Below are 25570 nucleotides of genomic sequence, written 5' to 3' on the forward strand. Positions count from 1 at the left end.
GCGTAAGTAGAAAAACTATGTGCCAAGAACGACGGTGACTAATTTGAAAGTTGAGGAATATAATGAAAAATAAAGCATTCTTTTTTGATATTGATGGAACTTTAGTTCATGAAAAGCAAGGTAAACTTTTTGTCTCTGATAAAAATATCCAAGCAATAAAAGATTTAAGAAAACAAGGCTATAAAACTTTTATAGCAACAGGACGCACTCAAGGCTTTATTCCTGAGGCAGTACTAGGTTTACCAATGGATGGTTTTATTACAGCAAACGGGTCTGTTGTTAGTATTGGTGGAAAATTAGTTTATGAGAAACTTTTCCCTCAAAGTGCGATAGATAATGTTTTAAAATTTTGTGAGAAGCATAATCATGATTGGCTCTTTGAAGGTGAGTATGCATATGTAAATAATCTAGAGTCTGAAGATCTTGGTTATTTTTATAATAATGTAATTGTTAATCAAGATAAGATTATTACAACTCATAATTTATATAATGTCACTATCTATAATGCTTTAGTTTTAGGTAAGAATGTTGATAGCATTGCATTGCAAAATACTTTAGGTGATAGTTATGTTATCGCGCCACATGATGAAAATGGGTATGTGGATTGTTATTTAGCAGGACATACTAAAGCTGACGGTATTAATAAAGTTGTTGAAAACCTTAATTTAGATAACTATGAAACATATGCGTTTGGCGATGGTAACAATGATCTAGAAATGTTTGATAGGGTTGATGTAGCAGTAGCAATGGAAAATGCTTCAGAAAGGTTAAAAGAGAAAGCTAGCTTTATAACTAAAGCAAATTATCATGATGGTGTCTATTATGGTCTAGGTAAGCTTGGACTAATCTAATTGTTTAATTAAATTTTGGAATATATTTAATATGATTTCGGTTATTTTTTGTTTTGTTGTTATAGGTATCATAGTAGGTACATTAGCAGCATTATTTGGTTTTGGAGGAGGTGTTATAGTTGTACCTGCTATTGCTATGTATATTTCTGTATATGAACCTACATATGCATCTAATTCAATGCATATAGCTGTTGCGACATCTTTGCTTGTTATGTTGTTTACATCTTTAAAAACGACTTATGCGCATCACAAGGCCAATAATATAATTTGGAATGTTGCGCTAAAGTTAAAACTAGGATTAATTATAGGTACTATCGTAGGGGCAGCAGTTGCTAGTTATCTTTCAAGTATCTTATTAAAGATTCTATTCATTATATTTTTGATATATACAATTGCTAAGCTAATATTAAAAATGATCAGTAATGCAAAATCTGCAAAAATTAATGAATCTAGTCATAGTATAAATAAACCATCATCGAAGTTATTGTATACTTATGGTCTTATAACAGGTTTTGTATCTGTAGTGCTTGGTATTGGTGGAAGTATAATTATTGTTCCTTTCTTAAGAGGGCGCAACTATAAGCTTACATCAGCAGCAGCTATTTCATCATCTATAATACCTTTTTTAGCACTTTTTGGAGCTATATCATATACCTTGATAGGTTTTGGAGATCCAAACCTACCTAGTTATTGTTTAGGGTATGTTTATCTGCCAGTAGCTGTTAGTATAGTTGTTGGTTCTTTTGTAGGTGTATCAATTGGTGTTAAATTATCACGAATAGTTCCTAATAGGATACAGGATTGGGTTTATTTAGCATGTATTATTGTAATTTTAATGCTTATGATTCTTTAGGCTTTGTGAATGCTAAAATATAAAATAAAGGAGCGTTTATAAAGGCTATTATATATTTTATAACTAGAGTTGAGATGATTATTTCAAAGGCACTTTCTATAGGTAAGATACCAGCTAAAGCAAATCCGTAAGTTATAAGGCTTGTATCAAGTATTTGAGATATTAAAGTAGATCCTGTATTTCTAAACCATAGCCATTTTATATCAGAACTGAAACTTCTAAGCTTTGAATAAATAAGTACATCAAATAATTGTGAGATTAAATAAACACAGTTACCAATTATTACAGCTTTTAGCGCACCGCCATTAATTGAGAAAAATAAATCAAAAGCTTCGTTTGTTTGTTTATAAAAAGAATCATTAATAGAATTAAATAGTGTTGCCATAAACATTAGAAGTACAAATGATAAACCAAAAAATATTGATTTAAGTACGGCTTTTCTTGCTTCTTGTCGACCATATTTTTCATTAAGTAGGTCATTAGCTGTGAAAATACCTCCAAACATAACATTACCTAAAGTCGCAATTATATGAAATCCAGCAATATCATAAGTAACACCCTTATTAACTTGGATGTTTGCTACTATTACACTAATAACTATAAATACGTGTAATCCCTTTTTACCAAAAAGTTTAAAAGCCAGAAATAAAATAAAGAAGTCCATAAATGTAAAGAGGATTAAAATATCAAAATTACTCATTTGTCTACCTTTAGTTTTGTTTACCCTGGATAGTTACGAACAGGGGATTTAAAATCTGCTATAATATAACAAAAGTATCTATTAATAACAAATATTATATCTTTAGGAGGTAGCATGCGCTTTGCTCATGTGATGTTAAGGGTTAAGGATTTAGATAAGTCTATAGATTTCTATACAAATATTTTAGGAATGACTGTACAGAAAAAAATGGATAATGTTGAATATAAGTATACATTAGTATTTTTAGGATATGGAGATATTTCTAGTCATACAGTTTTAGAGCTAACATATAATTGGGGTGATCATGAGTATGAGCATGGTAACGCGTTTGGACATTTATGTATGCAAGTAGACAATGTTTATAAAGCTTGTGATGCTGTAAAAAGAAGGGGTGGTGTTGTAACTCGTGAGGCAGGTCCTTTAAAAGGAGGAACTCAAATTATAGCATTTATAAAAGATCCTGATGGTTATCAAATAGAACTTATTGAAAAAGCCTAATGAATAAGAGAAATATAAAAGATACTTTAAATGTAATAATAATAAGAGGTTACTTTAGTAAAGGCGACTCAGTAGTACATACTGTTGTCGATGGTAAAAAAGTTAAAGTCACTACTGTAGCTCTAGGTCGTCCAGTATTTGTCAAAAGAAAACTAAAACGAATTATTGATAAGTATAAAATTAATAGAGAAAACTATGATTTAATTTATGCGATCTCTATGTCTGCAGGCATATCATCATTAATAGATGAAGAGTTGTATAAAAAATTACATTTAATTACTCCGTTTTTTATTCATCATAAGACGATGAGAGTGTTAAGAAAGGTTAGACTTAGAAAAATGCTTGGAGCATATTTCTTATTATTTATGAATGGTAAGCTTGGTAAATTTAATGAGAATATTAAAGTTACTCTTACAGAGAATGATACGATCGTTGATAATAAATTTTTTGAGAGCACTTGGGGTAAGACTAATTTAATTAAAGACCTAGATCATACATTAAATGATGAGGTTATTGAGGAGATCCTTAAAAAAGATATTGAGTTAATGTCAAGTAATAAATAGCAACTTTAATAAATTGTAACTACATAAAATTTCATAAAAGTATAGAATATATATACATTTATTATGTTTTTATAGAATTATGATAAGAAACAATAAAGGTTTCTCTCTTGTTGAATTAATGGTTGTAATAGCGATAGTAGCTATAATAGCAGTTGCTGCAGTAGTATCGTATTCAAATCATATAACCAAAGTTAGATTGCAAAATGAGATTGATAAAATGGATAATTATCGTAAAGCAGTTGCAATGTATATTCAAGAGCAAGGAATAAGCAGTGATCAGCAGTTCCAGTCAGGAATAGCTGATATGAAAGATACTTATTTTGGTGATGATAATGTTGCTATCATGAATGAGTTTCGAGAAAATAACGGTCGATTAATTAGTCATCCTGTAGTTCAAGGTATTGCTTATCAAATAGCAATAACTCCAAGAATAAATAATGGAGGAACTTTAGTTAACTGGGAATGTGATATTGGTTATGATAATCGTAGCGATGGAACGGTCGATCCTAATCAGCCGACAGGTAGTCCTCCTTCTGGAGCAATGCCTAATGGTTGTAATGAGAGTAGTGAAGAATTAAATGATGATTTATTAGAGTTTCAAAGCTTAATAGATGAATTATCTAGTACTGTAGATACTAATTTTAATAATGCATTAACTGCGTGGTATCAAAGAAGAGATGATGCTCTTGCAGTTGATACTGAGTATCAAAGTTATATTACAGCAAGAGATAGCGCTTTAGCAGACTATAATGATTATCAAAGTGAGATAACAACGATAAACAGTGAGCTAGCTACTAGAAATGATTTGATAGATCAAAAGGATACAGATGCTACACAGTATGAAGCAGATGCTACTGTTCATAGAGCTAATCAAGCTACAGCTGAAGCAAATGGAGATACTGAATTAGCAGCAACTTTTCAAGCAAGTGCAGAAGCTGCAGAGGCAAATGCTACAACATTAAGAAATGAGATATCTGTTTTAGAGGATGAAGTAACACTGTTAGAGAGTAATAAAACAACTGCACAAACTAACAGTGCTAATTCTTATAATGATTATACTACACAGGTTTCTAACGCAGAAACTCGTTATGATACAGTAGAAGCTGATACAAAAAATCTTGAAATACCTGAAGGTACCTCTCGTGAAGAAGTGGAAAATTATAGTTACTCACAAGCTATAATCTTATCAAATCAAGAGTATAATGCTGCTAAAGATGCATTATTAGAAAATCCTCAGTTTGCAGAAACTGTTCGGGATTCTGCAGACAGATTAGAGAATGGAGTACCTGTTGGTGCCCCTGAGGTTTAATATTTATTGTTAGTTATTCATAGAACCAAGTAGACCATACTTATTATTGTCTAATGGTCCAGCAGGATTATTTTTAAAGAATTCATCATTTATAGTTAGATGATAAGAATTAAACTTCTGCGTAGGAATTGTGAATCTAATATAAAGATGAGTATCTTTAGAGTTTGGGGGAGATACTGCGAAGTATTTAGCCACAGTAAACTGTCTATTGATACTATTATATTCACCATTGTAGTGACTAGCAGAAAGTCTAGTTAAATCACCTAGCTGAACTTTTTTAGGCATATTAGCAAGCCATTCTTTTAAAGTGTTTGTTCTGTCTGTTATGTCCGTTATAGACTCTTCATTTTGCTTATTAACACCTTTTAAATGATAATAATTAGTATTCCATACATAGCCGTTGTCAGTAACTTTATATCCGTATTTACCTCTATATCCTTCTTCAAAGCTAGCAACTTGTTTATGATCACTTACTGTATATAGCGCTGGATCATTTTTACTAAATATTTTTGCTTTATTTTTCTCAATTTCTGCGACTGTAGAGTAATTTCTTAGTAGGTTTTGAACTGTTGTAGTTTCAATTTGATCCACATTTTTAGCAGCTGGCGCATGACTAGCAGGGTCATTTACCAAGACTGTCAATCCTTTTGAATTAGTTCCTCCAGCAATGTACGGATATCCTTTAACTGTGCTATCTGTATTATATGTTAAAGCTAAAAAATCATTACCTTGTTTAAATTTAAATATTTCTAAGCGCTCTTTACCAATTATCTCAGCATCTCTATTTTTAAAAATTAAAGTTCCTCCTCCTTTAACAATATTCCCAGCAAAACCCATCGTTGTGCATGCAAAGCTAGATATATATGCCAGGCTCATGACTGATGCGATAATGATCTTATATTTATTTTTCATAAGGATTCCTTTTTTAAATTTATAATTTCATTTTAAGCACAAGTTAATGAAGTTACTTAGTTTTTTATAGCAATTCCTCTAAGTCTTACATAGTCAGCATACCATTTGTTATCTTTAAAAAGCTTTCTATACGCAAGAGATTCAGCATCATTGAGAAAATCATCGACATTATTTATTTTATCTAGTAAATTTACTCTAAATGTTTTTACCCAGTTTTTAAAACCATCTTTACCCTCAAGTAGAGTAGGTCTTTCAAATAGAATCATATATTTTACAGTAAAGCCATTTTCCTCAAGAAGAGAGCTATATTCTGAAATACTCGGATAGAAGTTATTTATATCATAATCTTCGATATTATATTTTTTAGCAGTTGTATCTAAGCTGGATAGTACTTCTTTAATATTACCTTTACCACCCATTTCAAATACAAATCTACCATTTTTTTTCAGAACTTTATTTATGTTTTTTATAACAGCAAGAGGATTTATCATCCAGTGCAAAGCGGCATTTGAAAAAACCGCATCAAAACTTTCTTTATCAAAATCTAGATATTGTTGTGCATCCATTTGCTTAAACTCAATGTCAGGATAGTTTTGTTTTGCTTTTATTAACATACTCTCTGAAATATCAACACCCGTAGCTTTGGCATCTTTGCTTTTAATTTCATTTGTAAGCTCACCAGTTCCACAGCCTAAATCTAGAATATTTTCACCTTGAGAAGGACTTAAAAGTTCAATAACATCATTGCCATATTGTGTAACAAACTTTCCTGTTGAGTTATATGATTTTGGTTGCCATAAATTATTATTGCTCATTTAAAAAGCTCCTTAATTTATCCTCTAGAGATAGTTGAGTGATGGAATAACCAGTATATCAATAATCCCCATATACCAAAGACTAAGCCTACTAAAATCCAAATATTTTTAGGTAATAAAATAGTAGTTAATCTTTTATCTAGAACTTTTGGGATATCTTTTGCTATTCCTAAGCCACAAAAAATGTGAATTAATACATTAAAGGCGACTATTATGGGTAAGGAATTATGTATCAAAGTTGATGAGATGGTATTAATATCCATATAAGTTTAACCTTAAAATACTATATGTGCATGTTCTTTTGAATGATATGAGTTTTGATAATATTCACGAATAATATCAATTGCTTCATCTACTGTATCAACAAGATGGAGAATCTTTAGATCATTTCCATCAACAACACCACTTTTTAACATTGTTGTTTTTATCCATTCAACTAGACCTCCCCAAAAGTCCTTACCAAAAAGTATAACAGGCATATATGTCTTTTTCTCAGTTTGGATTAAAGTGGCTATATCAAATAATTCATCCATAGTTCCAAAGCCTCCGGGCATTACGATATATGCCATGGAGTGTTTAATAAACATAGCTTTTCTTGTGAAGAAGTATCTATAGCTAAGACTAATGTCTTGATACTGGTTAGGTTTTTGCTCGTGAGGAAGGGTTATATTTAAACCAACGCTTGAAGAAGATCCATCTAAAGCACCTTTATTACCAGCCTCCATAATTCCAGGTCCTCCACCTGTAATGATTGTAAATCCATGGTTAGATAGCTTCTCTGCTATTTCTGTAGTTTTTAGATAATATTTATTGTCTTTTTGTAATCTTGCAGATCCAAATATGCTAATAGCAGGAGTAAGCTTATCTAAACGTTCAAAACCTTCTACAAGTTCAGATGTTATTTTTAGTATATTCCAAGTCTCTTTAGCGCGGTCAAATGTGACTTCACCATCATGTGTTGGAACTATTTTCTTATTATTACGATTCATAGAACATCTCTCTTATAAATTAGGCTAGTGTTTTATTTTACGATTATCTATAATTATATATATAAGTTTGTAGTATTTGTACATATAATCAATAGGGTTATTATACAAGAAGTTAATGTTTTAATAAAAAATTCACAAAGGAGAATTTAGATGGGTTTTCTAGCAGGAAAGAAAATTGTGGTTACTGGACTTTTAAGTAATAAGTCAATTGCTTATGGGATTGCAAAGGCTCTACATAGAGAAGGTGCAGAGCTTGCATTTACTTATGTTGGCCAATTCAAAGAAAGAGTTGAAAAACTAAGTGCTGAATTTAATCCAGCAGCAGTTCTTCCTTGTGATGTTACATCAGATCAAGAAATTAAAGATTTATTTGTAGAGCTTGGCAAAGTTTGGGATGGTCTTGATGGCATTATTCACTCAATTGCATTTGCTCCGCGCGATCAATTAGGTGGTGATTTTGTCGATACTGTAACTCGTGAAGGTTTCTCAATTGCTCATGATATAAGTGCTTACTCTTTTGCAGCCTTAGCTAGAGAAGGGCGTGCGATGATGAAAGGTAGAAAGGGATCTATCGTTGGTCTTACTTATATTGGTGCAGAAAAAGCTATGCCAAGTTATAATACAATGGGTATTGCAAAAGCATCTCTAGAAGCTACTATGAGATATACAGCTCTTGCATTAGGTCCAGATGGAATTAATGTAAACTGTGTATCAGCGGGACCTATTAAGACTCTTGCTGCTTCTGGTATTTCTAACTTTAAGAAAATGTTAGATTATAATGCGACAGTATCTCCGCTTAAGAAAAATGTTGATATTATGGAAGTTGGTAATACAGTAGCTTTCTTATGCTCAGATATGGCTTCTGGTATTACAGGTGAAAATATCCACGTAGATGCTGGTTATCACAGTGTATTAATGGGTAACGTTCTTTAAGAGATTCTTTCTTATCCTAGTCTTATATAATTTTATCTTTTTATTAAATAATACTTGCAAAGCTCTATAGATTAAGTAATGATCAACTTAACTGTGTTTCTAATCTGTAATTTTAAAAAGATTAATATAGGAGAAATAACTATGAAAAAGAAAGTACCTTTAACAATTGCTTTAACAGCTTCTATGTCATTTGGTGTAGCTTTAGCTGATCAAGCAAAAACTCCAATTACGCAGAGCTCTTCAACTGTAAGTAGTCAAGCTGCTTCAAGTGATACTAGCTGTGGAAGTAAGTGTGCTAGTGGATCATGTGGTTCCCATGCTAAATCAAAGTCTGATAGTACTAATCAAGCACAAAATGCTTCAAGCCAAACAGATATGGAAGCTTAATTATTCTTCTAATTTTGAATTAAAGAAGTTTAAAAGTAATTATGTATGTGACTAAAAAAGCTCAAGGTATTGGCTTAAGATCTGAGCATCAAAAAACATTATCAGCTAAAAAAGTTGAAGGTGTTGATTTCTTAGAACTTGCTCCAGAAAATTGGATGGGGTTAGGTGGATTTAAAAAAGACTATCTAGATAAGGTTGCTAGTATTTATCCAATAATAGCTCATAGTCTTAATTTATCAATAGCTGGTTTTAGACCCTTAAATAAAGAATTTCTAAAAAGTCTTAAAATTTTTTTGGATCACTATAACATAGATATATATAGTGATCACTTATGCTTCACAGATGATGAAAAGGGCTATTTATATGATCTTTTGCCAGTACCTAGGGAAAGAGAGGTTATTTCACACATTTGTAATAGGATTGAACAGGTTCAAGATATTATTAAAAGGCCACTCGCTTTAGAGAATATTTCATATTACTATGAGTATGATAATGATATGGATGAGCTTGAATTTATTAATACTATTTTAGAAAAAAGCGGGGCTAAGCTTCTTCTTGATATTAATAATATTTATGTTAATGGACAGAATCATGGTTATGATCCATATAAATTTATAGACAATATAAAAAAAGGAAGTATAAGCTACTATCATATTGCGGGGCATTATAAAAGTGATGATTTTATAATAGACACTCATGGAAAGGATGTTGTTCAAGAAGTAAAAGACTTAGCAAAATTCACAATTAAGAAGCATGGGTGGCGCCCTTTATTACTTGAAAGGGATAATTTTGTTCCAAAATTAAATGATCTTGTAGCAGAATTAAATAATATAACTAGTTTTATAGGTATTTAGATATGAATATCCCTGAAAGTATAAAAAATAAGATGAAAGCATTTACTCATGCTATACGTTATGGGAATTCAAGTGATAAAACTATACAAATGTATAGGGACTTTATAATACATAATATTTCGAGTGTTTTGGAGAATACTTTTCCATATTTTAGTTCCTATTCATCACATAATATGAAAAAACAGATTATAGAAATTTTCCTAGAACAAAACTCTTCTTTTGATCCTTCTTTTCACCAAATAGCAACTGAGTTATTAAGATGTTCAAGGAGTGTAGAAATGCCAGAACAACTATCTAAGTTGATGGAGTTTGAGTGGTTACTTTTTTCTATAGAAATATCTGAATCTAAAGTTATTAAAAGTAGTCGAATAAACGAAGATATTAATTTCTCTGATATAAAAGAAATCAATATAAATCCAACACTTGAGTTTATATTGTTACCATTTGATGCAAGTGCGCTTGACCGCAATCTAGATATTAGCAAAGAGCAAATTTATATCGCTTATCGTAATTCAGATCATTATATCTATTATCAAAACTTATCACAGATAGAGTTTGCAATGGTAAGTTCAATATCAGAGAAAAATGTTGAAACTTTCGAATTAGCAGATTTTAAAAGCCTAGATGATGATTATAAAAAATATCTTATGAAGCAGTTAGTAGCATGGAATAATCAGGATATAATTACCCTATCAATATGAGGTTATTTAAGTCCTAATTTTATAAGATCATGCATAGTTACAACTCCAAGAATATGATTGTTACTATCGACTACTGCAAGACTCATAATTTCAAACTCCTCCATCTTTTCTAAGGCTGTCATAGCCATATCATTTTTTGATACAGTTTTAGGGTGTTTACTCATTACATTAGAAATTGGAATATGTGAGTCAAAATTATCAGATTCAAATATTCTACGTAAATCACCATCTGTGAAAATACCAAGCAGTATGCCATCTTCGGAGGTAACAAGAGTATTTCCTATTCCTTTATTGCTTATCTCGAGTATAGCTTTACGAATTGTGTCAGAAGGGCTTATTTGAGGTATTTCAGATCCTTTACGCATAATATTTTCAACTCTTAAAATTAGTTTTCTTCCAAGAGCTCCACTTGGATGTGAGAATGCAAAATCTTCAGCAGAGAAATTTTTTGCTTTAAGTAAAGCAATAGCTAAAGCATCTCCTAATACTAAGGTAGCTGTTGTGCTAGATGTCGGAGCTAAGTTTAATGGACAAGCTTCTTTATCTACACCAAGATCCAAATACACATCACTATTTTTTGCCATTAGAGATTCAGGGTTACTAGTTATTGAAATAACAGGGATATTTAAATGTTTAATCATTGGCATTAATCCCATTATCTCACTTGAATTTCCGGAGTTAGATATAGCTATTAGTACATCATTAGAAGTGATCATACCAAAATCACCATGTCCAGCCTCACCAGGGTGTACAAAAAATGCTGGAGTTCCCGTACTAGCAAGAGTTGCTGCCATTTTTTTTCCGATATGGCCAGATTTCCCCATTCCTGTAACGACAACACGCCCTTTATTGTTTGCTAGAATGATATCACAAGCTTTTTTGAAGTTTTCGCTAATAGAATCTTTTAGATTTTGTAATGCTTCTATTTCCATTTCAAAGGTTTTTTTTGCATTCTCTATATGACTCATTTGGTAGTTATCCTCTATTTTAAAATGTGTATAAGTTAAGAATCTTTAAGTTTTAAAAATACTAATTTACTCAAATATTTTATACTGTTATGCTAAAATTATCTTTAATATTTTATACATAAAAAATAAAAATTATGACAAAGTTTCAAATTAATCCCTCTATTTTATCTGCAGATTTGGCTAGATTAGGTGATGATGTCAAGGATGTATTAGAAGCAGGCGCTGATAATATTCATTTTGATGTTATGGATAATCACTATGTACCAAACCTTACATTTGGTCCAATGGTACTAAAAGCATTGAGAGATTATGGAATTAATTCAGGTATGGATGTTCACCTTATGGTAAAGCCAGTAGATAGTCTTATAGAGAGCTTTGCTAAAGCAGGTGCTAGTAGTATAGTCTTTCATCCAGAAGCTAGTGAACATATAGATAGAAGCTTACAACTTATTAAATCATTTGGAATTGATGCAGGTCTTGCATTAAACCCTGCCACAAACATTGATTGTTTAAAATATGTTGAAAGTCATATTGATAGAGTTTTGATAATGTCTGTAAACCCTGGCTTTGGTGGACAAAAATTTATTCCTGCGATGCTTGATAAGTCTAAAGAAGTCTCCAAATGGATCAAATCTACAGGTAGAGATATTTTATTAGAGATAGATGGAGGCGTTAACCCAAATAATATTGCAGAAATCGCAAGTTGTGGAGTAAATGCTTTTGTCGCAGGTTCAGCTATTTTTAACTCCGAGAGCTATAAAAATACAATAGAGTCGATGAGGAGTGAGCTTGATAAAGTATAATAACTCGCTTATTAATTTAAAAATATTTGAGGTAATAGTTTCTGTAATAATAGTGTTGCTAAGCTATTTTATACCGTTGCATCTTTTAAACTATGAAACTAGTAACTTTAGTAGTTTTGACTTTTTAATTATTTTTATAATAGTTACTTCCTTATTTGTGTTCTTAACTGGTGAGTATACAAATGGGGAAAAAATATCAAAATCAAGAAATATTTTAAAAGTGTTTTTATGTTGTTGTTCAATAGCTATTATTGTAACAGCACTAGCCTTTTTCTTGAGAGGATTTTCTTTTCCAAGAAGTTTGATCTTATTCGGTTTTACTATCCAAGTAGTTTTATTATCTATGTCTAGAGTCTTTTTCAGATGCCTAATGAGAAGAACCATAGAAAACAATATACTTGTTTTGGGGCTAAATGAAGAAAGACAATGGATGTTTGAAAAAGCAAAAGATTGCAAGTTACCTAAAGAAGTTATATTAGGTTATCTAAGTTTAGATCATAGTGAGATTAGCTTGTCTGATATTATTGATAAATATACAAAGGTTTTTATTTCAGATAAAGGCTTGAAGAGGATGTTAGATACTGATCTATCATTATTAAGTAAATATAGTGTAGAAATAGTTCTTATTCCAAGAAAATATGAGATATCTATATGGGGAGCTGTACTTGTACCTTTGGGAGATAGTATGGCAATGAGTGTTAAAAATTTTGGATTATCTTTTGAAGCACAGGTTACAAAAAGAGTTTTTGATATTATTTTAAGCTGTTTTTTTATTTTAGTAACATCTCCGATAATGCTTATAACAGCATTAGCTATTTTTTTAGAAGATAGAAAATCTCCCTTCTTTGTCCAAGAGCGAGTCACTAAAGACAATGTGAAATTTAAGCTTGTTAAGTTCAGAAGTATGCAATTTAATGCAGAGTCTAGTATTGGGGCTGTTTGGGCATCTGAGTTTGATAGTAGAATCACAAAAGTTGGCAAAATAATTAGACCTATATGGATTGATGAGCTACCTCAGTTTTTTAATGTATTAATGGGAGATATGTCAATAGTTGGTCCTCGCCCAGAGAGACAGGAATTGATAGAGAAATTTACAAGAGATACTCCAGAATTTACGTATAGAACTAAAGTTAAAGCAGGTATTACAGGGTATGCTCAGGTTCTTACAAATTATGAAACACTGCCTGAAAATAAATTAAAACTAGATCTAATTTATATTCGTAGATGGAGTTTTATTTTTGATTTGCTTATTATTATTGAAACAGTAAGAGTAATTTGTAGAAAAGTTATAAGTTTCTTTTTACCTAAAAGAAAAGTTGAAAATATAAAAGTAAAAGAAATAAAAAATAAAAATTATATAGAGTATATTTATGAGTAAAAAAATATTAGTAACAGGTGGTGTAGGATATATAGGTAGTCATACTGTAGTAGAACTTCTAAATAGAGATTATGAAGTAATAGTGGTAGATAACCTTTCAAATAGTAAAATATCCGTAGTAGACAGAGTTAAGACTATAGCAAGTAGGGATTTTGATTTTTATCAAGTAGATCTGTTGGATAAGCCTAATTTAGAGAGTATTTTTCAAAAGCATAAAATTGATGCTGTAATACATTTTGCAGGCTTTAAAGCTGTTGGTGAGAGTGTAGAGAAACCTTTAGAGTATTATCATAATAATATTCAAGGAACTATAAATTTGCTTGAGCTGATGCAGGACTATAAAGTATATGATTTTGTCTTTAGTTCATCAGCAACTGTTTATGGGATGAATAATGAACCTCCATTTACAGAGAATATGCCTCTTAGCACTACAAATCCTTATGGTGCTACAAAATTGATGTTAGAGGAAATCTTGAAAGATCTTCAGAATGCTAATAATAAATTTAATATTACTTGCTTAAGGTATTTTAATCCTGTAGGAGCTCATAAGAGTGGAATGATAGGAGAAGATCCTCAAGGAATACCAAATAACCTTATGCCATATGTAGGTCTGGTTGGATCTGGTAAATTAGCTAAGCTTAGTATTTTTGGTGGAGATTATGCCACAATAGATGGTACTGGGGTAAGAGATTATATCCATGTGGTAGATTTAGCGATTGGTCATATTTTAGCATTAGAAAAATTAGCGCAAGCTAACCCTGCTTTGAGAGTTTATAATTTAGGTTCAGGTAATGGTTACTCTGTATTAGAGCTTGTTAAAGCTTATGAAAAAGCATTAGGTAAAGAAATACCATATCAAATAGTAAATAGGCGAGCAGGTGATATTGCTGCAAGTTTTGCAGATGTTTCTAAAGCTAAGAAAGAACTTGGTTTTGAAACAAAAAAAAGTATAGATGATATCTGTCAGGATATAGTTAGATGGCAGGAGTTTGCACATAAGAATGATGTCTAATATCTTGAAAAATAAGTTTTAAAGGCAATGTTAAGAAGTTTCTGCTATGTATGAAAGTGTATCAAGTCAGGAAAAATTACGATCTAATATAATGGAATCTATGGTTATCTTGACGTCTAACTATAAAAATAATACAGATTTAGTTGTAAAAGATTATTTATCTAAAGCAATTAAGGAACTTCTATGGCTCTTAATTTAAAGTTATCAGAAGGTTTTAAAAGGTATTCTGCTAATACTGGATGGTTGTTTATTGGCAATATATCAAGGATGCTAGCATCTTTAGTTGTTGGTATATGGGTTGCTAGATATTTAGGCCCAAAAGAATTTGGTGTCTTAAACTATGCTACAAGTTTTGTAGCTCTTTTTAGTATAATTACGACTTTGGGGTTAGATAGTATAGTTGTTAGAGAATTAGTAAAAGATTTAAGTAAATCAAATACTATTTTAGGGACTGCATTTGGTCTTAAATTTATAGGATTTTTTGCATTACTAATAATATTGTCTAGTGTCCTCTATCTCTCCGATGAAAGTATCTATACAAAAAGTATCATTTTAATAGTAGCCTTGTCTACTATGATGCAAAGTTTTAATGTATTAGATTTTTATTTTCAAAGTCAGGTAAAGAGTAAATTTGTTGCATTTGCAAATTTAATTTCCCTCGTAATATCATCAATTACAAAAATAGCACTTATATTGTGTGGTGCTAAATTAATCTATTTTGCTATGGTTGTTGTTCTAGATAGCTTTACTTTATCGTTAGGATTTATATATTTTTATCAATCTGAAAAATTTGGGAATATCAAGAAGTGGCGATTTAAGTTTGCAGTTGCAAAATCATTATTAAGAGATAGTTGGCCATTGATTTTGAGTGGTTTAGCAATATCTATATATATGAATATAGATCAGGTTATGATAAATCATATGTTAGGAGCAGAAGAAGTTGGACAATTTGCTGCGGCTGTAAAAATTAGTACAGTTTGGTATTTTGTGCCAACAGTTATATGTTCATCGTTGTTTCCTGCTATTATCAATGCAAAAAAAGTAAGTGAAGATCTGTATTATACTAGACTTCAGCGGCTTTATGATCTTATGGTATGGATGGCGATAGCTATTGCACTGCCAATGACATTTATGAGTGATTGGGTAGTTAATTTGCTCTATGGACAAGAGTATAATCAAGCAGGTAGTGTACTTATGATTCATATTTGGGCTGGGGTTTTTGTAGCTCTTGGGGTTGCTAGTAGCAGATGGCTTTTAACTGAGAATTTACAAATATTTTCTACGATAAATACTTTTATTGGAGCTCTTATTAATATTTTACTTAATTGTATTTTTATTAAAAATATTGGAATACAAGGAGCTGCACTAGCTACTTTAATATCATACTTTATGGCTGTGTATCTCAGTCTCTTATTTTGGCAAAAAACTAGAAAGAACTTTTTCTGTTTATCAAAAAGTTTTTTGATTTTGAGGATATTAAATGTTAAAAAAAATTGTTAAAGCGGTTTTACCTAAGATAGTTAAAGAGAAATTGAGCTATTTTAGAAACACTTACTTAGATGGGTATGCTACCAAATCATACTCGCAAGAGGGTGAAGATTTAATTTTAAAAAGGATTTTTGAATATAAAGAAAAAGGCTTTTATGTCGATGTTGGTGCTCATCATCCTAAAAGGTTCTCTAATACCTATCTTTTTTATAAAAAAGGTTGGAGTGGAATGAATATAGATGCTATGCCTGGTAGCATGAAGCTATTTAGCAAGCTGCGACCAAGAGATATAAATATAGAAAAGCCAATTTCGGATAAAATACAGACTCTAACTTATTATGCCTTTAATGAACCAGCATTAAATGGCTTCTCAAAAGAAATATCAGAAGAAAGAGGTGGTCAGAGCAATTACTTCATAAAATTTACAAAAGACCTTCAAACATTAACTCTAGCAGAAGTTCTTAATCAAAGCTTATCTGAGCATCAAAAAATAGATTTTTTGTCTATTGATGTTGAGGGTTTGGATTTTATTGTGCTTAAATCTCATGATTTTGAAAAATATAGACCAAAAGTTATATTGATTGAGATTCTAAAAAGTAATTTAACAGATGTTTTTGATAATGAGATAGTAAAATTTTTATATACTAAAAATTATTTAGTATATGCAAAATCAGTAAATACGGTATTTTTTATATGTGAAAATTTTTATAAAGAAAGGTATCTATGAAAATAACAATAGTTGGCTTAGGTTATGTAGGTTTAAGTAATGGTATATTACTGGCACAAAATAACGAAGTGTGCTTTTTGGATATTAATCAAAATAAGGTTGATTTGCTTAATAGTAAAATATCACCAATAAAAGATGAGTATATAGAGCATTATTTACAAGAAAAGGAGCTTAACTATATAGCGACTACTGATATGCACAAAGCATATCAAGATGCTGAATATATTGTTATATCTGTACCTACAGACTATGATGATACTACAGATACTTTTGATGTTTCTATTCTAAATGCTGTTATCAAAGATTGTATAGAAATATCGCCAAACTCCACTATTATAATTAAATCAACGGTTCCAATAGGGTTTACAAGTTTATTAAAGCAAGAATTAGGCGTAAGTAATATTATATTCTCACCAGAGTTCCTAAGAGAAGGAAAAGCTCTGTATGATAATCTATATCCTAGTCGGATAATAATGGGAGATAAGTCAAAGCAAGTCCAAGCTTTTGCTAACTTACTAAAAGAGGGAACTCTAAAAGAACATGTTCCTATATTGTGCATGGAATCAACAGAGGCAGAGGCTGTAAAGCTTTTTGCTAATACCTACTTAGCAATGCGAGTAGCATATTTTAACGAGCTTGATACCTATGCTGAATCACATAATTTGAATACTCAAGATATTATCAAAGGAGTTTGTTTAGATCCTAGAATAGGGGATTATTATAATAATCCTAGTTTTGGCTATGGAGGTTATTGTTTACCAAAAGATACTAAGCAGCTAAAAGCAAATTATTTAAACATACCTAATAATTTGATTAGTGCAATCGTACAGTCTAATCAAACACGCAAAGACTTTATCACACAGCAGATATTAGACAGAAATCCAAATGTTGTTGGCATATATAGGCTGGTAATGAAAGAAGGCAGTGATAATTTTAGGAAGTCTGCAGTTTTTGATATTATTGATAAATTAGTTAAATCTAATGTTAAAGTCATAGTATATGAGCCAATATTAAAAGTCATTGATAATAACTTTATTAAAGTTGATTGTTTAAAGACTTTTAAAAGTCTTTGTGATTTAATTATTACTAATAGAAATGATAAAGATCTACTTGATATAGAGCATAAAGTTTACACAAGAGATTTATTTAAAAAAGATTAGTCTAAAGAAAATGCAGAAATTAGCGCCTATAGTATTATTTGTTTATAATCGTCCATGGCATACACAACAAACAATTGAAGCTTTACAGAAGAATAAACTTGCTATAGATAGTGAATTATTTATATATTCTGATGCTCCTAAAAATGAATATGCTATAGAGAAAGTCCAACAGGTACGAAATTATATTAAAACTATCAAAGGTTTTAGAAAAGTAACTATTATAGAAAGAGAAAAAAACTGGGGACTTGCGGATTCTATAATTGACGGAGTTACTAAGATAGCTAATCAGTATGGCAGAATAATAGTTCTCGAAGATGATATTGTTGCAAGCCCATATTTTTTGAAATTTATGAATGATGCTTTGGAGTTTTATCAAAATGAAGATAAGGTTTGGCATATAAGTGGTTGGAACTACCCAATTAATACAGAAAGCTTAGATGATACATTTCTATGGAGAGTAATGAATTGCTGGGGTTGGGCTACTTGGGCAAATAGGTGGCAGCACTATGAAAAAAATGTCGATAAAATTACAGGCGAGTTTACTCATGAAGATATAAAAAGATTCAATCTTGATGGGGTTGAAAATTTTTGGGGACAAGTTGTTTCAAACAAAGAGGGCAAAATTAATACTTGGGCTATTTTCTGGTATGCTACTATTTTTAAAAATAGTGGTTTATGTTTAAATCCAGCAAAGACATTTGTTGAAAATATTGGGCATGATTCTTCAGGTGAACATTGTGGGGATTCAGATAGCTATCAAAATAACGATTTAAATCAAAAAGAGAGTATAGAATTTACAATAGAAATTAAAGAATTAATTTTTGCCTTATCTCAAGTGAAAAACTTTTATTTACTCTCAAGAAAGTCGTACTACAAAAGAGTAATAGATAAAATATTAAAACTATTTACAGGTAGAAAGGCTAGTTAATGAATATAGTTCTAAAAGATAAAAATTTAACAAATATAGAAAAAGATGAAATAGAAAAACTTCTTGAAAGAAAAAAAGAGAATTTTGATGATTTAGAACAAATGTGGTTTTTGATGGATCTTGTTTGGGATTATTATGGGTGTGATAGCAAAAATTTAGACTGGGAAAAAATAGGTAAGTTTTACTCTCATCCTGTATGGCTTTTAAATGGTCTCTTTATAGAACAACATAATGTTTCTATGGAGCATCGTCATGCTATAAGTGACTGGATAGTTCAAAATAAGTTTAAAGGTGTAGTTGATTATGGTGGTGGCTTTGGAACACTAGCAAGATTAATTGCTCAGAAAAATAAAACTATTAAAATGAATATATATGAACCACATCCTAGTGATTTTGGTTTGAGAAGAGCATCTGAGTTTAGTAATATTCATTTTGTTGATAAGCTAAGCGAGAGCTATGATTGCTTAGTTTCTACAGATGTTTTAGAGCATGTTCCAGATCCTTTAAAAGACTTTGCGTCTATGATTAAGAGCGTTAAGCAAGATGGATATTTAATTATAGCTAACTGTTTTTATCCCGTAATTAAGTGTCATTTACCACGAACTTTTCATTTTAGATATACATTTAATCAATTTGCTAAAATGATGGGGCTTGAAGTAGTAGGTTTACTTGAGGGTAGTCATGCAACTATTTATAAAAAAGTTGAAGAAAAAAAAACAAATTGGTTAAAAATTAGACTATTTGAAAAACTATCTAAAATAGTCTTTCCAATTATTGAACTTTTAAAAACTATTTTAAGACCTATAAAACGAGCTTTTAAAAAATGAAAATCTTAATAGTCAACTACACTGATATTTATGGAGGTGCTGGAAAAGCAGCTTATAGATTACATCAGTCTCTACTAGACATAGGTATTGATAGTCAGATGTTAGTTATGAATAAAAGAGGCGATGACTATACTGTATTAGCTCCAGAATCTAATCTTGAAAAACTGTCTGCATTTTTTAAGCCTAGAGTTGAGCAAGCACTTATAAAAAAAAGGTATAAAAATAAATTAAAAGAAGTCTTTAGTTCCGCAAATATTTCATCAAAGAATCTTGTAAAAAAAATTAATTCTATAAATCCAGATATTGTACATTTGCATTGGATTAATGGGGCAATGCTGAAAGTAGAAGATATAGCTAAGATCAAAGCTTCGATCGTGTGGTCACTTCATGATATGTGGGCTTTTACAGGAGGATGTCACTATACTAATGGATGTGAAAATTATATAAAAGGCTGTGGAAATTGTCCTATACTTTCTAGTGATAATAGAAAAGATTTAAGCAATAAAACATTCAAAAGAAAACAAAGGGTATATCAACATAAAAGTATGACTATTATTGGACTTAGTCAGTGGTTAAATAAAACTGCTAGTGAAAGTCCTTTGTTAAAAGAACAGGAGCATAAGAATTTACCTAACCCTATAAATACACAAAGCTATAAACAATTTGACAAATATATATCAAGACAACTTTGGAATTTACCCAGTAATAAGAAGTTAATACTTTTTGGAGCAATGAGTGCAACAAGTGATCCTAGAAAGGGGTTTGAAGAATTAAATCTTGCTCTAAAAGAAATGTTGGAGACATCAAATAATATTGAACTAGTAATAGTAGGTAGTAGTAAGCCTAAAAATCCACCACAGTTTAATTTTAAGACACACTATTTAGGAATACTAAGTGATGATGTTAGCCTGGCAACTTTGTATAGTGCTGTGGATGTAGCTGTTGTACCTAGTAAACAAGAGAATTTATCAAATATGATTATGGAAAACTTATCTTGTGGTACTCCTATTGTAGCTTTTGATATAGGTGGTAATAGTGATATGATAGAACATAAAAGTAATGGTTATTTAGCAAAAGCATTTGATAGCCATGATTTGGCCAATGGCATAGAGTGGGTTTTGAACAACGAGGGTTATGATAACCTTTGTAAAAATGCTCGAGCAAAAGTGTTAAACGAGTTTGATAATAGGATAGTGGTTAAGAAATATATTAGGTTATATCAAGAAGTACTAAGTGATGGAAAATAATAAGAGGAAGAGAGGCTGGCTACGACTTCAAAATATACAAAAACAATCACAAGAAAAAGAACCTTTAATTACAGTTATAACTGTTGTTTATAATGGTGAAAATCATCTAGAGGAAACCATTCAAAGTGTGATAAATCAAACATATAAACATGTTGAGTATATTATTATTGATGGGGGCTCTACAGATAGTACTCTTGATATTATCAAAAAATATGAGTCGCAAGTTGATTATTGGATAAGCGAGCCTGATGGTGGTATCTATGATGCCATGAATAAAGGTATTAGCCTAGCTAATGGTGATGTTATTGGACTAATTAACTCTGATGATTGGTATGAAGTTGATACAGTTGAAAAAGTTGTTCACGAATATATTGCTTCTGACAAACAAACTATTTTTTATGGGTATTTAAGAATTGTACCCGACAGTAAAAAATCTTTTATTTTAAATCAATCAAAAAACTTAAAGTTACTGAAAAAAGGAATGATTTTAGATCATCCAACTATATTTGTCCCTAAAAAAATATATATTAAGTATGGTCTTTTTTCAATAGATTATAAAATAGTTTCTGACTGGGACTTAATGCTGAGGTTTTATTTATTAGGGGTTACATTTGTGCAAGTTAAATCAATACTTGCAAATTTTAGATTAGGTGGAGTTAGTTTTACTATTGATAAAAATGCAATTGAAGAAAAACATAAAGTAAGGAAAAGTTATAAGCTATATCGCTTTATAGATAAGTATTATGTGTATGATTTATTAAAGTTAGTTTTTTTTGGAAAATATGTTTCAAAAGTATCTTTAATAAAACAATCTTTTTTTAGGAAGCTAAAGTGAAAATATCAACAATAATTCCACTCTATAATGCAAAAGATACGATTGTAGCTACGATAAATTCAGTTATAAATCAAAGCTACAGTGAATCGATTGAAATAATAGTAGTTAATGATGGCTCGACGGATGGGTGTGAAAAACTTGTAGAAAAGTTAATATCTGAGAATGATACAAATAGAATTATTAAACTTATAAATAAACCAAATGGTGGTGTTTCTAGTGCTAGAAATAGGGGCATTAAAGAAGCAAGTGGCAAGTGGATAGCATTTTTGGATAGCGATGATGTTTGGCATATTCAAAAGCTACAAATTGTTTTAGATATTTTAGAAGCAAACAGTATTGAAATATTGGGACATTCCTATACTTTAGACAATAATATAAATCGAAGATTTCAAAGTAAAATTCCAAAAGAAATTTCATTTATCTCTTTATTGATTAGAAACTTCGCAGTGACTCCTAGTGTTGTAGTTAAAAAGGATATCTTGGAATACTTTGATGAAAGTATGAGATATACTGAAGACCATGAGCTTTGGCTTAGATTAGCTTTGAAAAATAAAGTTTACTTTGTGGATCTTCCACTTGTTAGACTAGCTCGATCACAGCTTGCAAAAGGAGGGCTTAGTTCAAATAAGTGGCTTATGAGAAAAGGCGAGATAAAAATGTTTGTAAAAATAGCTAAACTCAAAAAGTGGTTAACTCCATTTATACCATTGTTGATATTTTTTTCATTACTAAAGCATCTTAGGGCGAGGCTAAAGAGTTTTCTATGAATATAGAAATATATTTTTTTGGAATTAATGAAATTTTATAAAAAGGTCCTGAAATAATGTTTAAAATAGCAGTCTTATTAGCAACATATAATGGTAGAGAATATATTAGTGAGCAAGTTGATAGTATTTTGAATCAAGTACGTGTTGATGTAACTATATTTGTAAGTGACGACCTGTCTACTGATGGAACAAAAAAAATATTAGAGAAGGTATCTGTAACGAACAGCAATGTTATAATACTTGAAGATGTTGGTAAATTTGGTGGGGCATCAAAAAATTTTTATAGACTTATTAAGGATGTAGATTTTTCTGATTTTGACTATATATCTTTAGCAGACCAAGATGATATTTGGTATGTAGATAAACTTATTAATTCTATAAATTGTATAAAGGAGCAAAATGTAGATGGTTATTCTGCAGATGTTTTAGCTTTTTGGGAAGATGGTAAAGAATTAATATTAAAAAAAGCAAATGCCCAAGCAAGGTATGACCATATATTTGAGCCAGCGGGTCCGGGATGCACTTATGTTTTAAGTCAAAAATTAGCAATGGAAGTAAAATTTTTTGTAGTAGATAAATGGCATGAGGTAAATAAAATAGATTTCCATGACTGGGTAATATATGCATTTGCAAGAGAAAATGGATATGGCTGGTATATAGACAAAAAAATTAGTATGCGATATAGGCAGCACAATTCTAATCAACTTGGTGCAAATAATGGTATAAAAGCTTTAACTAAGAGATTTAAGCTTGTTTTCTCTTCGTGGTATAGAAATGAGACAATAAAAATAATAAAGGTACTTAATCTCGAGCTTAAATATAAATTTTCACTGTATATTTTAGAAAAAAGTTACTTATATAACATACTTCTATCAAAATATGCTTTTAATTTTAGAAGAAATAAAAAAGAAAAAATAATTTTATTCATTTTAATTTTGATAGGTATTTATTAATAAAAATAGAGAATAATACTTGTGTAATGGTACTACGAAAAAATACCTACAACTGTAAAAAATGTCTCAAATTTACAAAAATAATATTATAAGTAAAATTATAAAATCATTAAATGGTAAATTATATAATATAGTTAATAAATATAGGAAACTTAGATATGAAAACCTACATATTTGACTTGGATAATACACTTTATCCTTATAATAATGGCTTATTTGATAGCCAAATGGCTAGAATGAGTGATTATATTAAACTTAAACTAAACATTTCAGATACTGAAAAAGCTAATGCAATCCGTGATGAGCTATATTATGAATTTGGTTCTACAATGCTGGGTATGATGAGATATCATAATATAGAGCCAAAAGAGTTTCTAGATTTTATAGATGATATAGAGATTAGTCACTTTAAACCAAATGAGAAGCTAAATAAATATATAAATGATCTAAGAAAAGAAAATCGTACTTATATTTTTACAAATGCTTCTAATTTTCATACAGATAGAGTATTAAAACAATTTGGTTTAAATAATAGTTTTGATGGGATCTTAACTATTGAAGATACAAGTCTAGTCTCTAAACCAAAAACAAAATATTTTGATATAGGTAGAGGTAAGTTTGATATCGACTTTACCAACTCTATCTTCTTTGAAGACTCTTCACACAATTTAGTGCCAGCTAAGTACCTAGGGATGAAAACTGTATTAGTCCATGCTGATGATCATAAATCAGAGGCTAATTTTTACGAAAATCAAGAAATAGACTACTATGTCAAAGATGTAGAGTCTTTTTTTGAAGGTAATTATTTAGCTAGAAGGTAGTTATATAGCTAATAACTTTGCTGTTTACCCACAGAGGTGGGTATTCTTTGGATTTGTGGCCTATGCTTATATAATTAAATTAATCCCTTAAATAGCTTTACCATGGCGTAACAGTTATCTTTTTATTTAAACCACAATTCATTTTTGATTTGATTCTTTCTAAGCTTTCAGACGTTTGTAATCCAGATTTTGCATCAGAGTATTGGATTACATGACTTGCATTAATCAAAGCAAATTTCATAGAGTCTTCGATACTATTTCCTTTATATATGTTGGCACAAAATGTTGAACTAAATGCATCACCAGCTCCTAGTGTATTTAGAACATTCTTAATGCGTAATGATTCACTATGGTATATTTTGTCTTTAGTAGCAGCATAGACGCCATTTGCACCATCTGTCACCATAATTAGCCTGACTCCAAGATCTAAACATATTTTAAAAAAGTCTTTTAGTCTAAAAGTAGCATTTAAAAAGTCTCTGCTATCTTCGGTATGAGTTGTTTCTAATCTATCTTTTGACTCAGCAATATCTTGATCATCAGTAGAAAGTAAAGAAAGCATAAGTTTTTGAGCCTCTTGATAGTTTAAAACTAATATGTCTATACCAAACATTGAGTCTTTTATAAAACTCTCTCCAACACTTAGTTGGCTTGAGCCAGGGTTAATAGCTACTTTTGTGTTATTCTCTGAGGCAAGTTTAACTATCTCAGGTAGTCTAGCTGCGGAAGACTTACTTAGAGAAGTTATATATATGAAGTCACTATCTATAATTGTCTGAGATGGTAAGTCATCTTTTAGTATATCTTTGTTTGCACCTCTATATGCAAAAATAGTTCTATCACCACTTAACGTTGGAATTACGTAAGATGTAGCTGTACCATAATTATTAGAGTATCTAATATTTGATATATCAATACCAAATTCTTTAAGTTCTTGAGATATTTTTTCGCCGGTAATATCTTTACCTATTTTTCCAAAGAAGCTAACGTCAATACCTTGCTTTTTGAAAGAAACAGCGGCATTAGTAGCGCCACCACCAGAAAAAGAGTTATGTTCTTTAACTTCTATTTTTGCACCTTCTTCAAGTAACATAAAAGACTGGGTAGTATCTTTTTTTTGCATGTTCATAGTGAACATTTCTTCATATTCAATAATTGTATCTAGTGTTGCACCACCAATAGTTAGGGCTTTTAGAGTTTTCATTTTATAAATTTATAGACAAATATATTATATTGGTAGATAGCATATCATCAAATAATAAATGCGTAAATATATTAAATACCTTAAAGA

29 protein-coding genes are annotated in these 25570 nt (G+C 30.4%); 22 read left to right on the forward strand and 7 right to left on the reverse strand.

What is annotated here, in order from left to right; genetic code table 11:
• Nucleotides 1-62 precede the first annotated feature (62 nt).
• Together F3D62_RS01185 and F3D62_RS01190 are read left to right on the forward strand one after the other, a co-directional pair.
• Nucleotides 63-851, forward strand: coding sequence for a Cof-type HAD-IIB family hydrolase (locus tag F3D62_RS01185; RefSeq protein ID WP_150466430.1), 789 nt, complete (start codon nucleotides 63-65; stop codon nucleotides 849-851).
• 31 nt (nucleotides 852-882) lie between these two features.
• Complete coding sequence (locus F3D62_RS01190; RefSeq protein WP_150466431.1) at nucleotides 883-1704, forward strand: sulfite exporter TauE/SafE family protein; 822 nt, start codon at nucleotides 883-885, stop codon at nucleotides 1702-1704.
• On the opposite strand, the gene F3D62_RS01195 is transcribed toward F3D62_RS01190, so the two are convergent.
• Entirely contained in the window at nucleotides 1691-2404 is a 714-nt protein-coding gene (locus F3D62_RS01195) for a queuosine precursor transporter (protein WP_150466432.1), read from the reverse strand. The two genes, F3D62_RS01190 and F3D62_RS01195, sit on opposite strands and share 14 nt — an antisense overlap.
• Before the next feature lie 114 nt (nucleotides 2405-2518).
• On the opposite strand from F3D62_RS01195, the gene gloA reads away from it, so the two are divergent.
• The 3 genes from gloA (at nucleotide 2519) to F3D62_RS01210 (ending at nucleotide 4774) form a co-directional block, all read left to right on the forward strand.
• Complete coding sequence (gene gloA / locus F3D62_RS01200; RefSeq protein ID WP_150466433.1) at nucleotides 2519-2902, forward strand: lactoylglutathione lyase; 384 nt, start codon at nucleotides 2519-2521, stop codon at nucleotides 2900-2902.
• Nucleotides 2902-3465 carry a hypothetical protein gene (locus F3D62_RS01205; RefSeq protein WP_150466434.1) on the forward strand — a complete coding sequence of 188 codons (564 nt, stop codon included), beginning with the start codon at nucleotides 2902-2904 and terminating at the stop codon, nucleotides 3463-3465. Before gloA ends, F3D62_RS01205 begins: the two co-directional genes overlap by 1 nt.
• Nucleotides 3466-3544: 79 nt before the next feature.
• Nucleotides 3545-4774, forward strand: coding sequence for a prepilin-type N-terminal cleavage/methylation domain-containing protein (locus F3D62_RS01210; protein WP_150466435.1), 1230 nt, complete (start codon nucleotides 3545-3547; stop codon nucleotides 4772-4774).
• Between the two features lie 9 nt (nucleotides 4775-4783).
• On the opposite strand, the gene F3D62_RS01215 is transcribed toward F3D62_RS01210, so the two are convergent.
• Genes F3D62_RS01215 through F3D62_RS01230 form a run of 4 tightly spaced genes read right to left on the reverse strand, consistent with a single transcriptional unit; the run spans nucleotide 4784 to nucleotide 7490 of the window.
• Nucleotides 4784-5686, reverse strand: a complete 903-nt coding sequence (locus tag F3D62_RS01215; RefSeq protein ID WP_150466436.1) for a carcinine hydrolase/isopenicillin-N N-acyltransferase family protein — start codon at nucleotides 5684-5686, stop codon at nucleotides 4784-4786.
• A gap of 56 nt (nucleotides 5687-5742) precedes the next feature.
• Nucleotides 5743-6501, reverse strand: coding sequence for a class I SAM-dependent methyltransferase (locus tag F3D62_RS01220; RefSeq protein ID WP_150466437.1), 759 nt, complete (start codon nucleotides 6499-6501; stop codon nucleotides 5743-5745).
• Nucleotides 6502-6518: 17 nt separating this feature from the next.
• Entirely contained in the window at nucleotides 6519-6764 is a 246-nt protein-coding gene (locus F3D62_RS01225; protein WP_150466438.1) for a hypothetical protein, read from the reverse strand.
• A 12-nt stretch (nucleotides 6765-6776) separates the two neighbouring features.
• The gene (locus F3D62_RS01230; RefSeq protein ID WP_150466439.1) at nucleotides 6777-7490 is read right to left on the reverse strand and encodes a TIGR00730 family Rossman fold protein; all 714 of its coding nucleotides are present in this window, start codon (nucleotides 7488-7490) and stop codon (nucleotides 6777-6779) included.
• Nucleotides 7491-7640: 150 nt separating this feature from the next.
• Here F3D62_RS01230 and F3D62_RS01235 point away from each other — a divergent pair, with 150 nt between their 5' ends.
• The 4 genes from F3D62_RS01235 (at nucleotide 7641) to F3D62_RS01250 (ending at nucleotide 10365) form a co-directional block, all read left to right on the forward strand.
• Nucleotides 7641-8423: an enoyl-ACP reductase gene (locus F3D62_RS01235; RefSeq protein ID WP_150466440.1), complete on the forward strand. Its 783-nt coding sequence runs from the start codon at nucleotides 7641-7643 to the stop codon at nucleotides 8421-8423.
• A gap of 141 nt (nucleotides 8424-8564) precedes the next feature.
• On the forward strand, nucleotides 8565-8810 hold the full coding sequence (locus F3D62_RS01240; RefSeq protein WP_150466441.1) for a hypothetical protein: 246 nt from the start codon (nucleotides 8565-8567) through the stop codon (nucleotides 8808-8810).
• A gap of 47 nt (nucleotides 8811-8857) precedes the next feature.
• Nucleotides 8858-9664, forward strand: a complete 807-nt coding sequence (locus tag F3D62_RS01245; protein WP_191092507.1) for a DUF692 domain-containing protein — start codon at nucleotides 8858-8860, stop codon at nucleotides 9662-9664.
• Nucleotides 9665-9666: 2 nt separating this feature from the next.
• On the forward strand, nucleotides 9667-10365 hold the full coding sequence (locus F3D62_RS01250; RefSeq protein WP_150466443.1) for a putative DNA-binding domain-containing protein: 699 nt from the start codon (nucleotides 9667-9669) through the stop codon (nucleotides 10363-10365).
• A gap of 2 nt (nucleotides 10366-10367) precedes the next feature.
• Here F3D62_RS01250 and F3D62_RS01255 read toward each other — a convergent pair whose 3' ends face one another.
• The gene (locus F3D62_RS01255) at nucleotides 10368-11333 is read right to left on the reverse strand and encodes an SIS domain-containing protein (RefSeq protein ID WP_150466444.1); all 966 of its coding nucleotides are present in this window, start codon (nucleotides 11331-11333) and stop codon (nucleotides 10368-10370) included.
• Between the two features lie 134 nt (nucleotides 11334-11467).
• Between F3D62_RS01255 and rpe the strand changes: the two genes are divergently transcribed.
• The 13 genes from rpe (at nucleotide 11468) to F3D62_RS01320 (ending at nucleotide 24279) form a co-directional block, all read left to right on the forward strand.
• A complete protein-coding gene (gene rpe, locus F3D62_RS01260) occupies nucleotides 11468-12136 on the forward strand; it encodes a ribulose-phosphate 3-epimerase (RefSeq protein WP_150466445.1) in 669 nt (222 codons plus the stop codon).
• Nucleotides 12117-13514 carry a sugar transferase gene (locus tag F3D62_RS01265; protein ID WP_150466446.1) on the forward strand — a complete coding sequence of 466 codons (1398 nt, stop codon included), beginning with the start codon at nucleotides 12117-12119 and terminating at the stop codon, nucleotides 13512-13514. Before rpe ends, F3D62_RS01265 begins: the two co-directional genes overlap by 20 nt.
• Nucleotides 13507-14526 (forward strand): UDP-glucose 4-epimerase GalE, encoded by a 1020-nt coding sequence (gene galE, locus F3D62_RS01270; protein WP_150466447.1) that lies wholly within the window; start codon nucleotides 13507-13509, stop codon nucleotides 14524-14526. The genes F3D62_RS01265 and galE overlap by 8 nt, the downstream gene beginning before the upstream one ends.
• Nucleotides 14527-14709: 183 nt before the next feature.
• Nucleotides 14710-16026 carry a flippase gene (locus tag F3D62_RS01275; RefSeq protein WP_150466448.1) on the forward strand — a complete coding sequence of 439 codons (1317 nt, stop codon included), beginning with the start codon at nucleotides 14710-14712 and terminating at the stop codon, nucleotides 16024-16026.
• Nucleotides 16007-16741 carry an FkbM family methyltransferase gene (locus tag F3D62_RS01280; RefSeq protein ID WP_150466449.1) on the forward strand — a complete coding sequence of 245 codons (735 nt, stop codon included), beginning with the start codon at nucleotides 16007-16009 and terminating at the stop codon, nucleotides 16739-16741. Before F3D62_RS01275 ends, F3D62_RS01280 begins: the two co-directional genes overlap by 20 nt.
• Complete coding sequence (locus F3D62_RS01285; RefSeq protein WP_150466450.1) at nucleotides 16738-17901, forward strand: nucleotide sugar dehydrogenase; 1164 nt, start codon at nucleotides 16738-16740, stop codon at nucleotides 17899-17901. Before F3D62_RS01280 ends, F3D62_RS01285 begins: the two co-directional genes overlap by 4 nt.
• 10 nt (nucleotides 17902-17911) lie before the next feature.
• Nucleotides 17912-18829: a glycosyltransferase gene (locus F3D62_RS01290; RefSeq protein WP_150466451.1), complete on the forward strand. Its 918-nt coding sequence runs from the start codon at nucleotides 17912-17914 to the stop codon at nucleotides 18827-18829.
• A complete protein-coding gene (locus F3D62_RS01295; RefSeq protein WP_150466452.1) occupies nucleotides 18829-19656 on the forward strand; it encodes a class I SAM-dependent methyltransferase in 828 nt (275 codons plus the stop codon). The genes F3D62_RS01290 and F3D62_RS01295 overlap by 1 nt, the downstream gene beginning before the upstream one ends.
• Nucleotides 19653-20903 carry a glycosyltransferase family 4 protein gene (locus F3D62_RS01300; RefSeq protein ID WP_150466453.1) on the forward strand — a complete coding sequence of 417 codons (1251 nt, stop codon included), beginning with the start codon at nucleotides 19653-19655 and terminating at the stop codon, nucleotides 20901-20903. The genes F3D62_RS01295 and F3D62_RS01300 overlap by 4 nt, the downstream gene beginning before the upstream one ends.
• Nucleotides 20893-21738: a glycosyltransferase family 2 protein gene (locus tag F3D62_RS01305; protein ID WP_150466454.1), complete on the forward strand. Its 846-nt coding sequence runs from the start codon at nucleotides 20893-20895 to the stop codon at nucleotides 21736-21738. The genes F3D62_RS01300 and F3D62_RS01305 overlap by 11 nt, the downstream gene beginning before the upstream one ends.
• Nucleotides 21735-22505, forward strand: a complete 771-nt coding sequence (locus tag F3D62_RS01310; protein ID WP_150466455.1) for a glycosyltransferase family 2 protein — start codon at nucleotides 21735-21737, stop codon at nucleotides 22503-22505. The genes F3D62_RS01305 and F3D62_RS01310 overlap by 4 nt, the downstream gene beginning before the upstream one ends.
• Before the next feature lie 56 nt (nucleotides 22506-22561).
• On the forward strand, nucleotides 22562-23458 hold the full coding sequence (locus F3D62_RS01315) for a glycosyltransferase (RefSeq protein WP_150466456.1): 897 nt from the start codon (nucleotides 22562-22564) through the stop codon (nucleotides 23456-23458).
• A gap of 158 nt (nucleotides 23459-23616) precedes the next feature.
• A complete protein-coding gene (locus tag F3D62_RS01320; RefSeq protein ID WP_150466457.1) occupies nucleotides 23617-24279 on the forward strand; it encodes a pyrimidine 5'-nucleotidase in 663 nt (220 codons plus the stop codon).
• A gap of 97 nt (nucleotides 24280-24376) precedes the next feature.
• Here the strand turns inward: F3D62_RS01320 and F3D62_RS01325 are convergent, their stop codons facing one another.
• Complete coding sequence (locus F3D62_RS01325; protein ID WP_150466458.1) at nucleotides 24377-25483, reverse strand: carbohydrate kinase family protein; 1107 nt, start codon at nucleotides 25481-25483, stop codon at nucleotides 24377-24379.
• Nucleotides 25484-25570 lie beyond the last annotated feature (87 nt).

The organism is Francisella sp. SYW-9, from assembly GCF_008711465.1.
In the GTDB taxonomy this organism is placed as follows: domain Bacteria; phylum Pseudomonadota; class Gammaproteobacteria; order Francisellales; family Francisellaceae; genus Francisella.

Coding starts and splice junctions, on each gene's coding strand:
- F3D62_RS01185 (WP_150466430.1), top strand. CDS start 63: ATGAAAAATAAAGCATTCTTTTTTGATATTGATGGAACTTTAGTTCAT.
- F3D62_RS01190 (WP_150466431.1), top strand. CDS start 883: ATGATTTCGGTTATTTTTTGTTTTGTTGTTATAGGTATCATAGTAGGT.
- F3D62_RS01195 (WP_150466432.1), bottom strand. CDS start 2,404: ATGAGTAATTTTGATATTTTAATCCTCTTTACATTTATGGACTTCTTT.
- gloA (WP_150466433.1), top strand. CDS start 2,519: ATGCGCTTTGCTCATGTGATGTTAAGGGTTAAGGATTTAGATAAGTCT.
- F3D62_RS01205 (WP_150466434.1), top strand. CDS start 2,902: ATGAATAAGAGAAATATAAAAGATACTTTAAATGTAATAATAATAAGA.
- F3D62_RS01210 (WP_150466435.1), top strand. CDS start 3,545: ATGATAAGAAACAATAAAGGTTTCTCTCTTGTTGAATTAATGGTTGTA.
- F3D62_RS01215 (WP_150466436.1), bottom strand. CDS start 5,686: ATGAAAAATAAATATAAGATCATTATCGCATCAGTCATGAGCCTGGCA.
- F3D62_RS01220 (WP_150466437.1), bottom strand. CDS start 6,501: ATGAGCAATAATAATTTATGGCAACCAAAATCATATAACTCAACAGGA.
- F3D62_RS01225 (WP_150466438.1), bottom strand. CDS start 6,764: ATGGATATTAATACCATCTCATCAACTTTGATACATAATTCCTTACCC.
- F3D62_RS01230 (WP_150466439.1), bottom strand. CDS start 7,490: ATGAATCGTAATAATAAGAAAATAGTTCCAACACATGATGGTGAAGTC.
- F3D62_RS01235 (WP_150466440.1), top strand. CDS start 7,641: ATGGGTTTTCTAGCAGGAAAGAAAATTGTGGTTACTGGACTTTTAAGT.
- F3D62_RS01240 (WP_150466441.1), top strand. CDS start 8,565: ATGAAAAAGAAAGTACCTTTAACAATTGCTTTAACAGCTTCTATGTCA.
- F3D62_RS01250 (WP_150466443.1), top strand. CDS start 9,667: ATGAATATCCCTGAAAGTATAAAAAATAAGATGAAAGCATTTACTCAT.
- F3D62_RS01255 (WP_150466444.1), bottom strand. CDS start 11,333: ATGAGTCATATAGAGAATGCAAAAAAAACCTTTGAAATGGAAATAGAA.
- rpe (WP_150466445.1), top strand. CDS start 11,468: ATGACAAAGTTTCAAATTAATCCCTCTATTTTATCTGCAGATTTGGCT.
- galE (WP_150466447.1), top strand. CDS start 13,507: ATGAGTAAAAAAATATTAGTAACAGGTGGTGTAGGATATATAGGTAGT.
- F3D62_RS01275 (WP_150466448.1), top strand. CDS start 14,710: ATGGCTCTTAATTTAAAGTTATCAGAAGGTTTTAAAAGGTATTCTGCT.
- F3D62_RS01280 (WP_150466449.1), top strand. CDS start 16,007: ATGTTAAAAAAAATTGTTAAAGCGGTTTTACCTAAGATAGTTAAAGAG.
- F3D62_RS01285 (WP_150466450.1), top strand. CDS start 16,738: ATGAAAATAACAATAGTTGGCTTAGGTTATGTAGGTTTAAGTAATGGT.
- F3D62_RS01290 (WP_150466451.1), top strand. CDS start 17,912: ATGCAGAAATTAGCGCCTATAGTATTATTTGTTTATAATCGTCCATGG.
- F3D62_RS01295 (WP_150466452.1), top strand. CDS start 18,829: ATGAATATAGTTCTAAAAGATAAAAATTTAACAAATATAGAAAAAGAT.
- F3D62_RS01300 (WP_150466453.1), top strand. CDS start 19,653: ATGAAAATCTTAATAGTCAACTACACTGATATTTATGGAGGTGCTGGA.
- F3D62_RS01305 (WP_150466454.1), top strand. CDS start 20,893: ATGGAAAATAATAAGAGGAAGAGAGGCTGGCTACGACTTCAAAATATA.
- F3D62_RS01315 (WP_150466456.1), top strand. CDS start 22,562: ATGTTTAAAATAGCAGTCTTATTAGCAACATATAATGGTAGAGAATAT.
- F3D62_RS01320 (WP_150466457.1), top strand. CDS start 23,617: ATGAAAACCTACATATTTGACTTGGATAATACACTTTATCCTTATAAT.
- F3D62_RS01325 (WP_150466458.1), bottom strand. CDS start 25,483: ATGAAAACTCTAAAAGCCCTAACTATTGGTGGTGCAACACTAGATACA.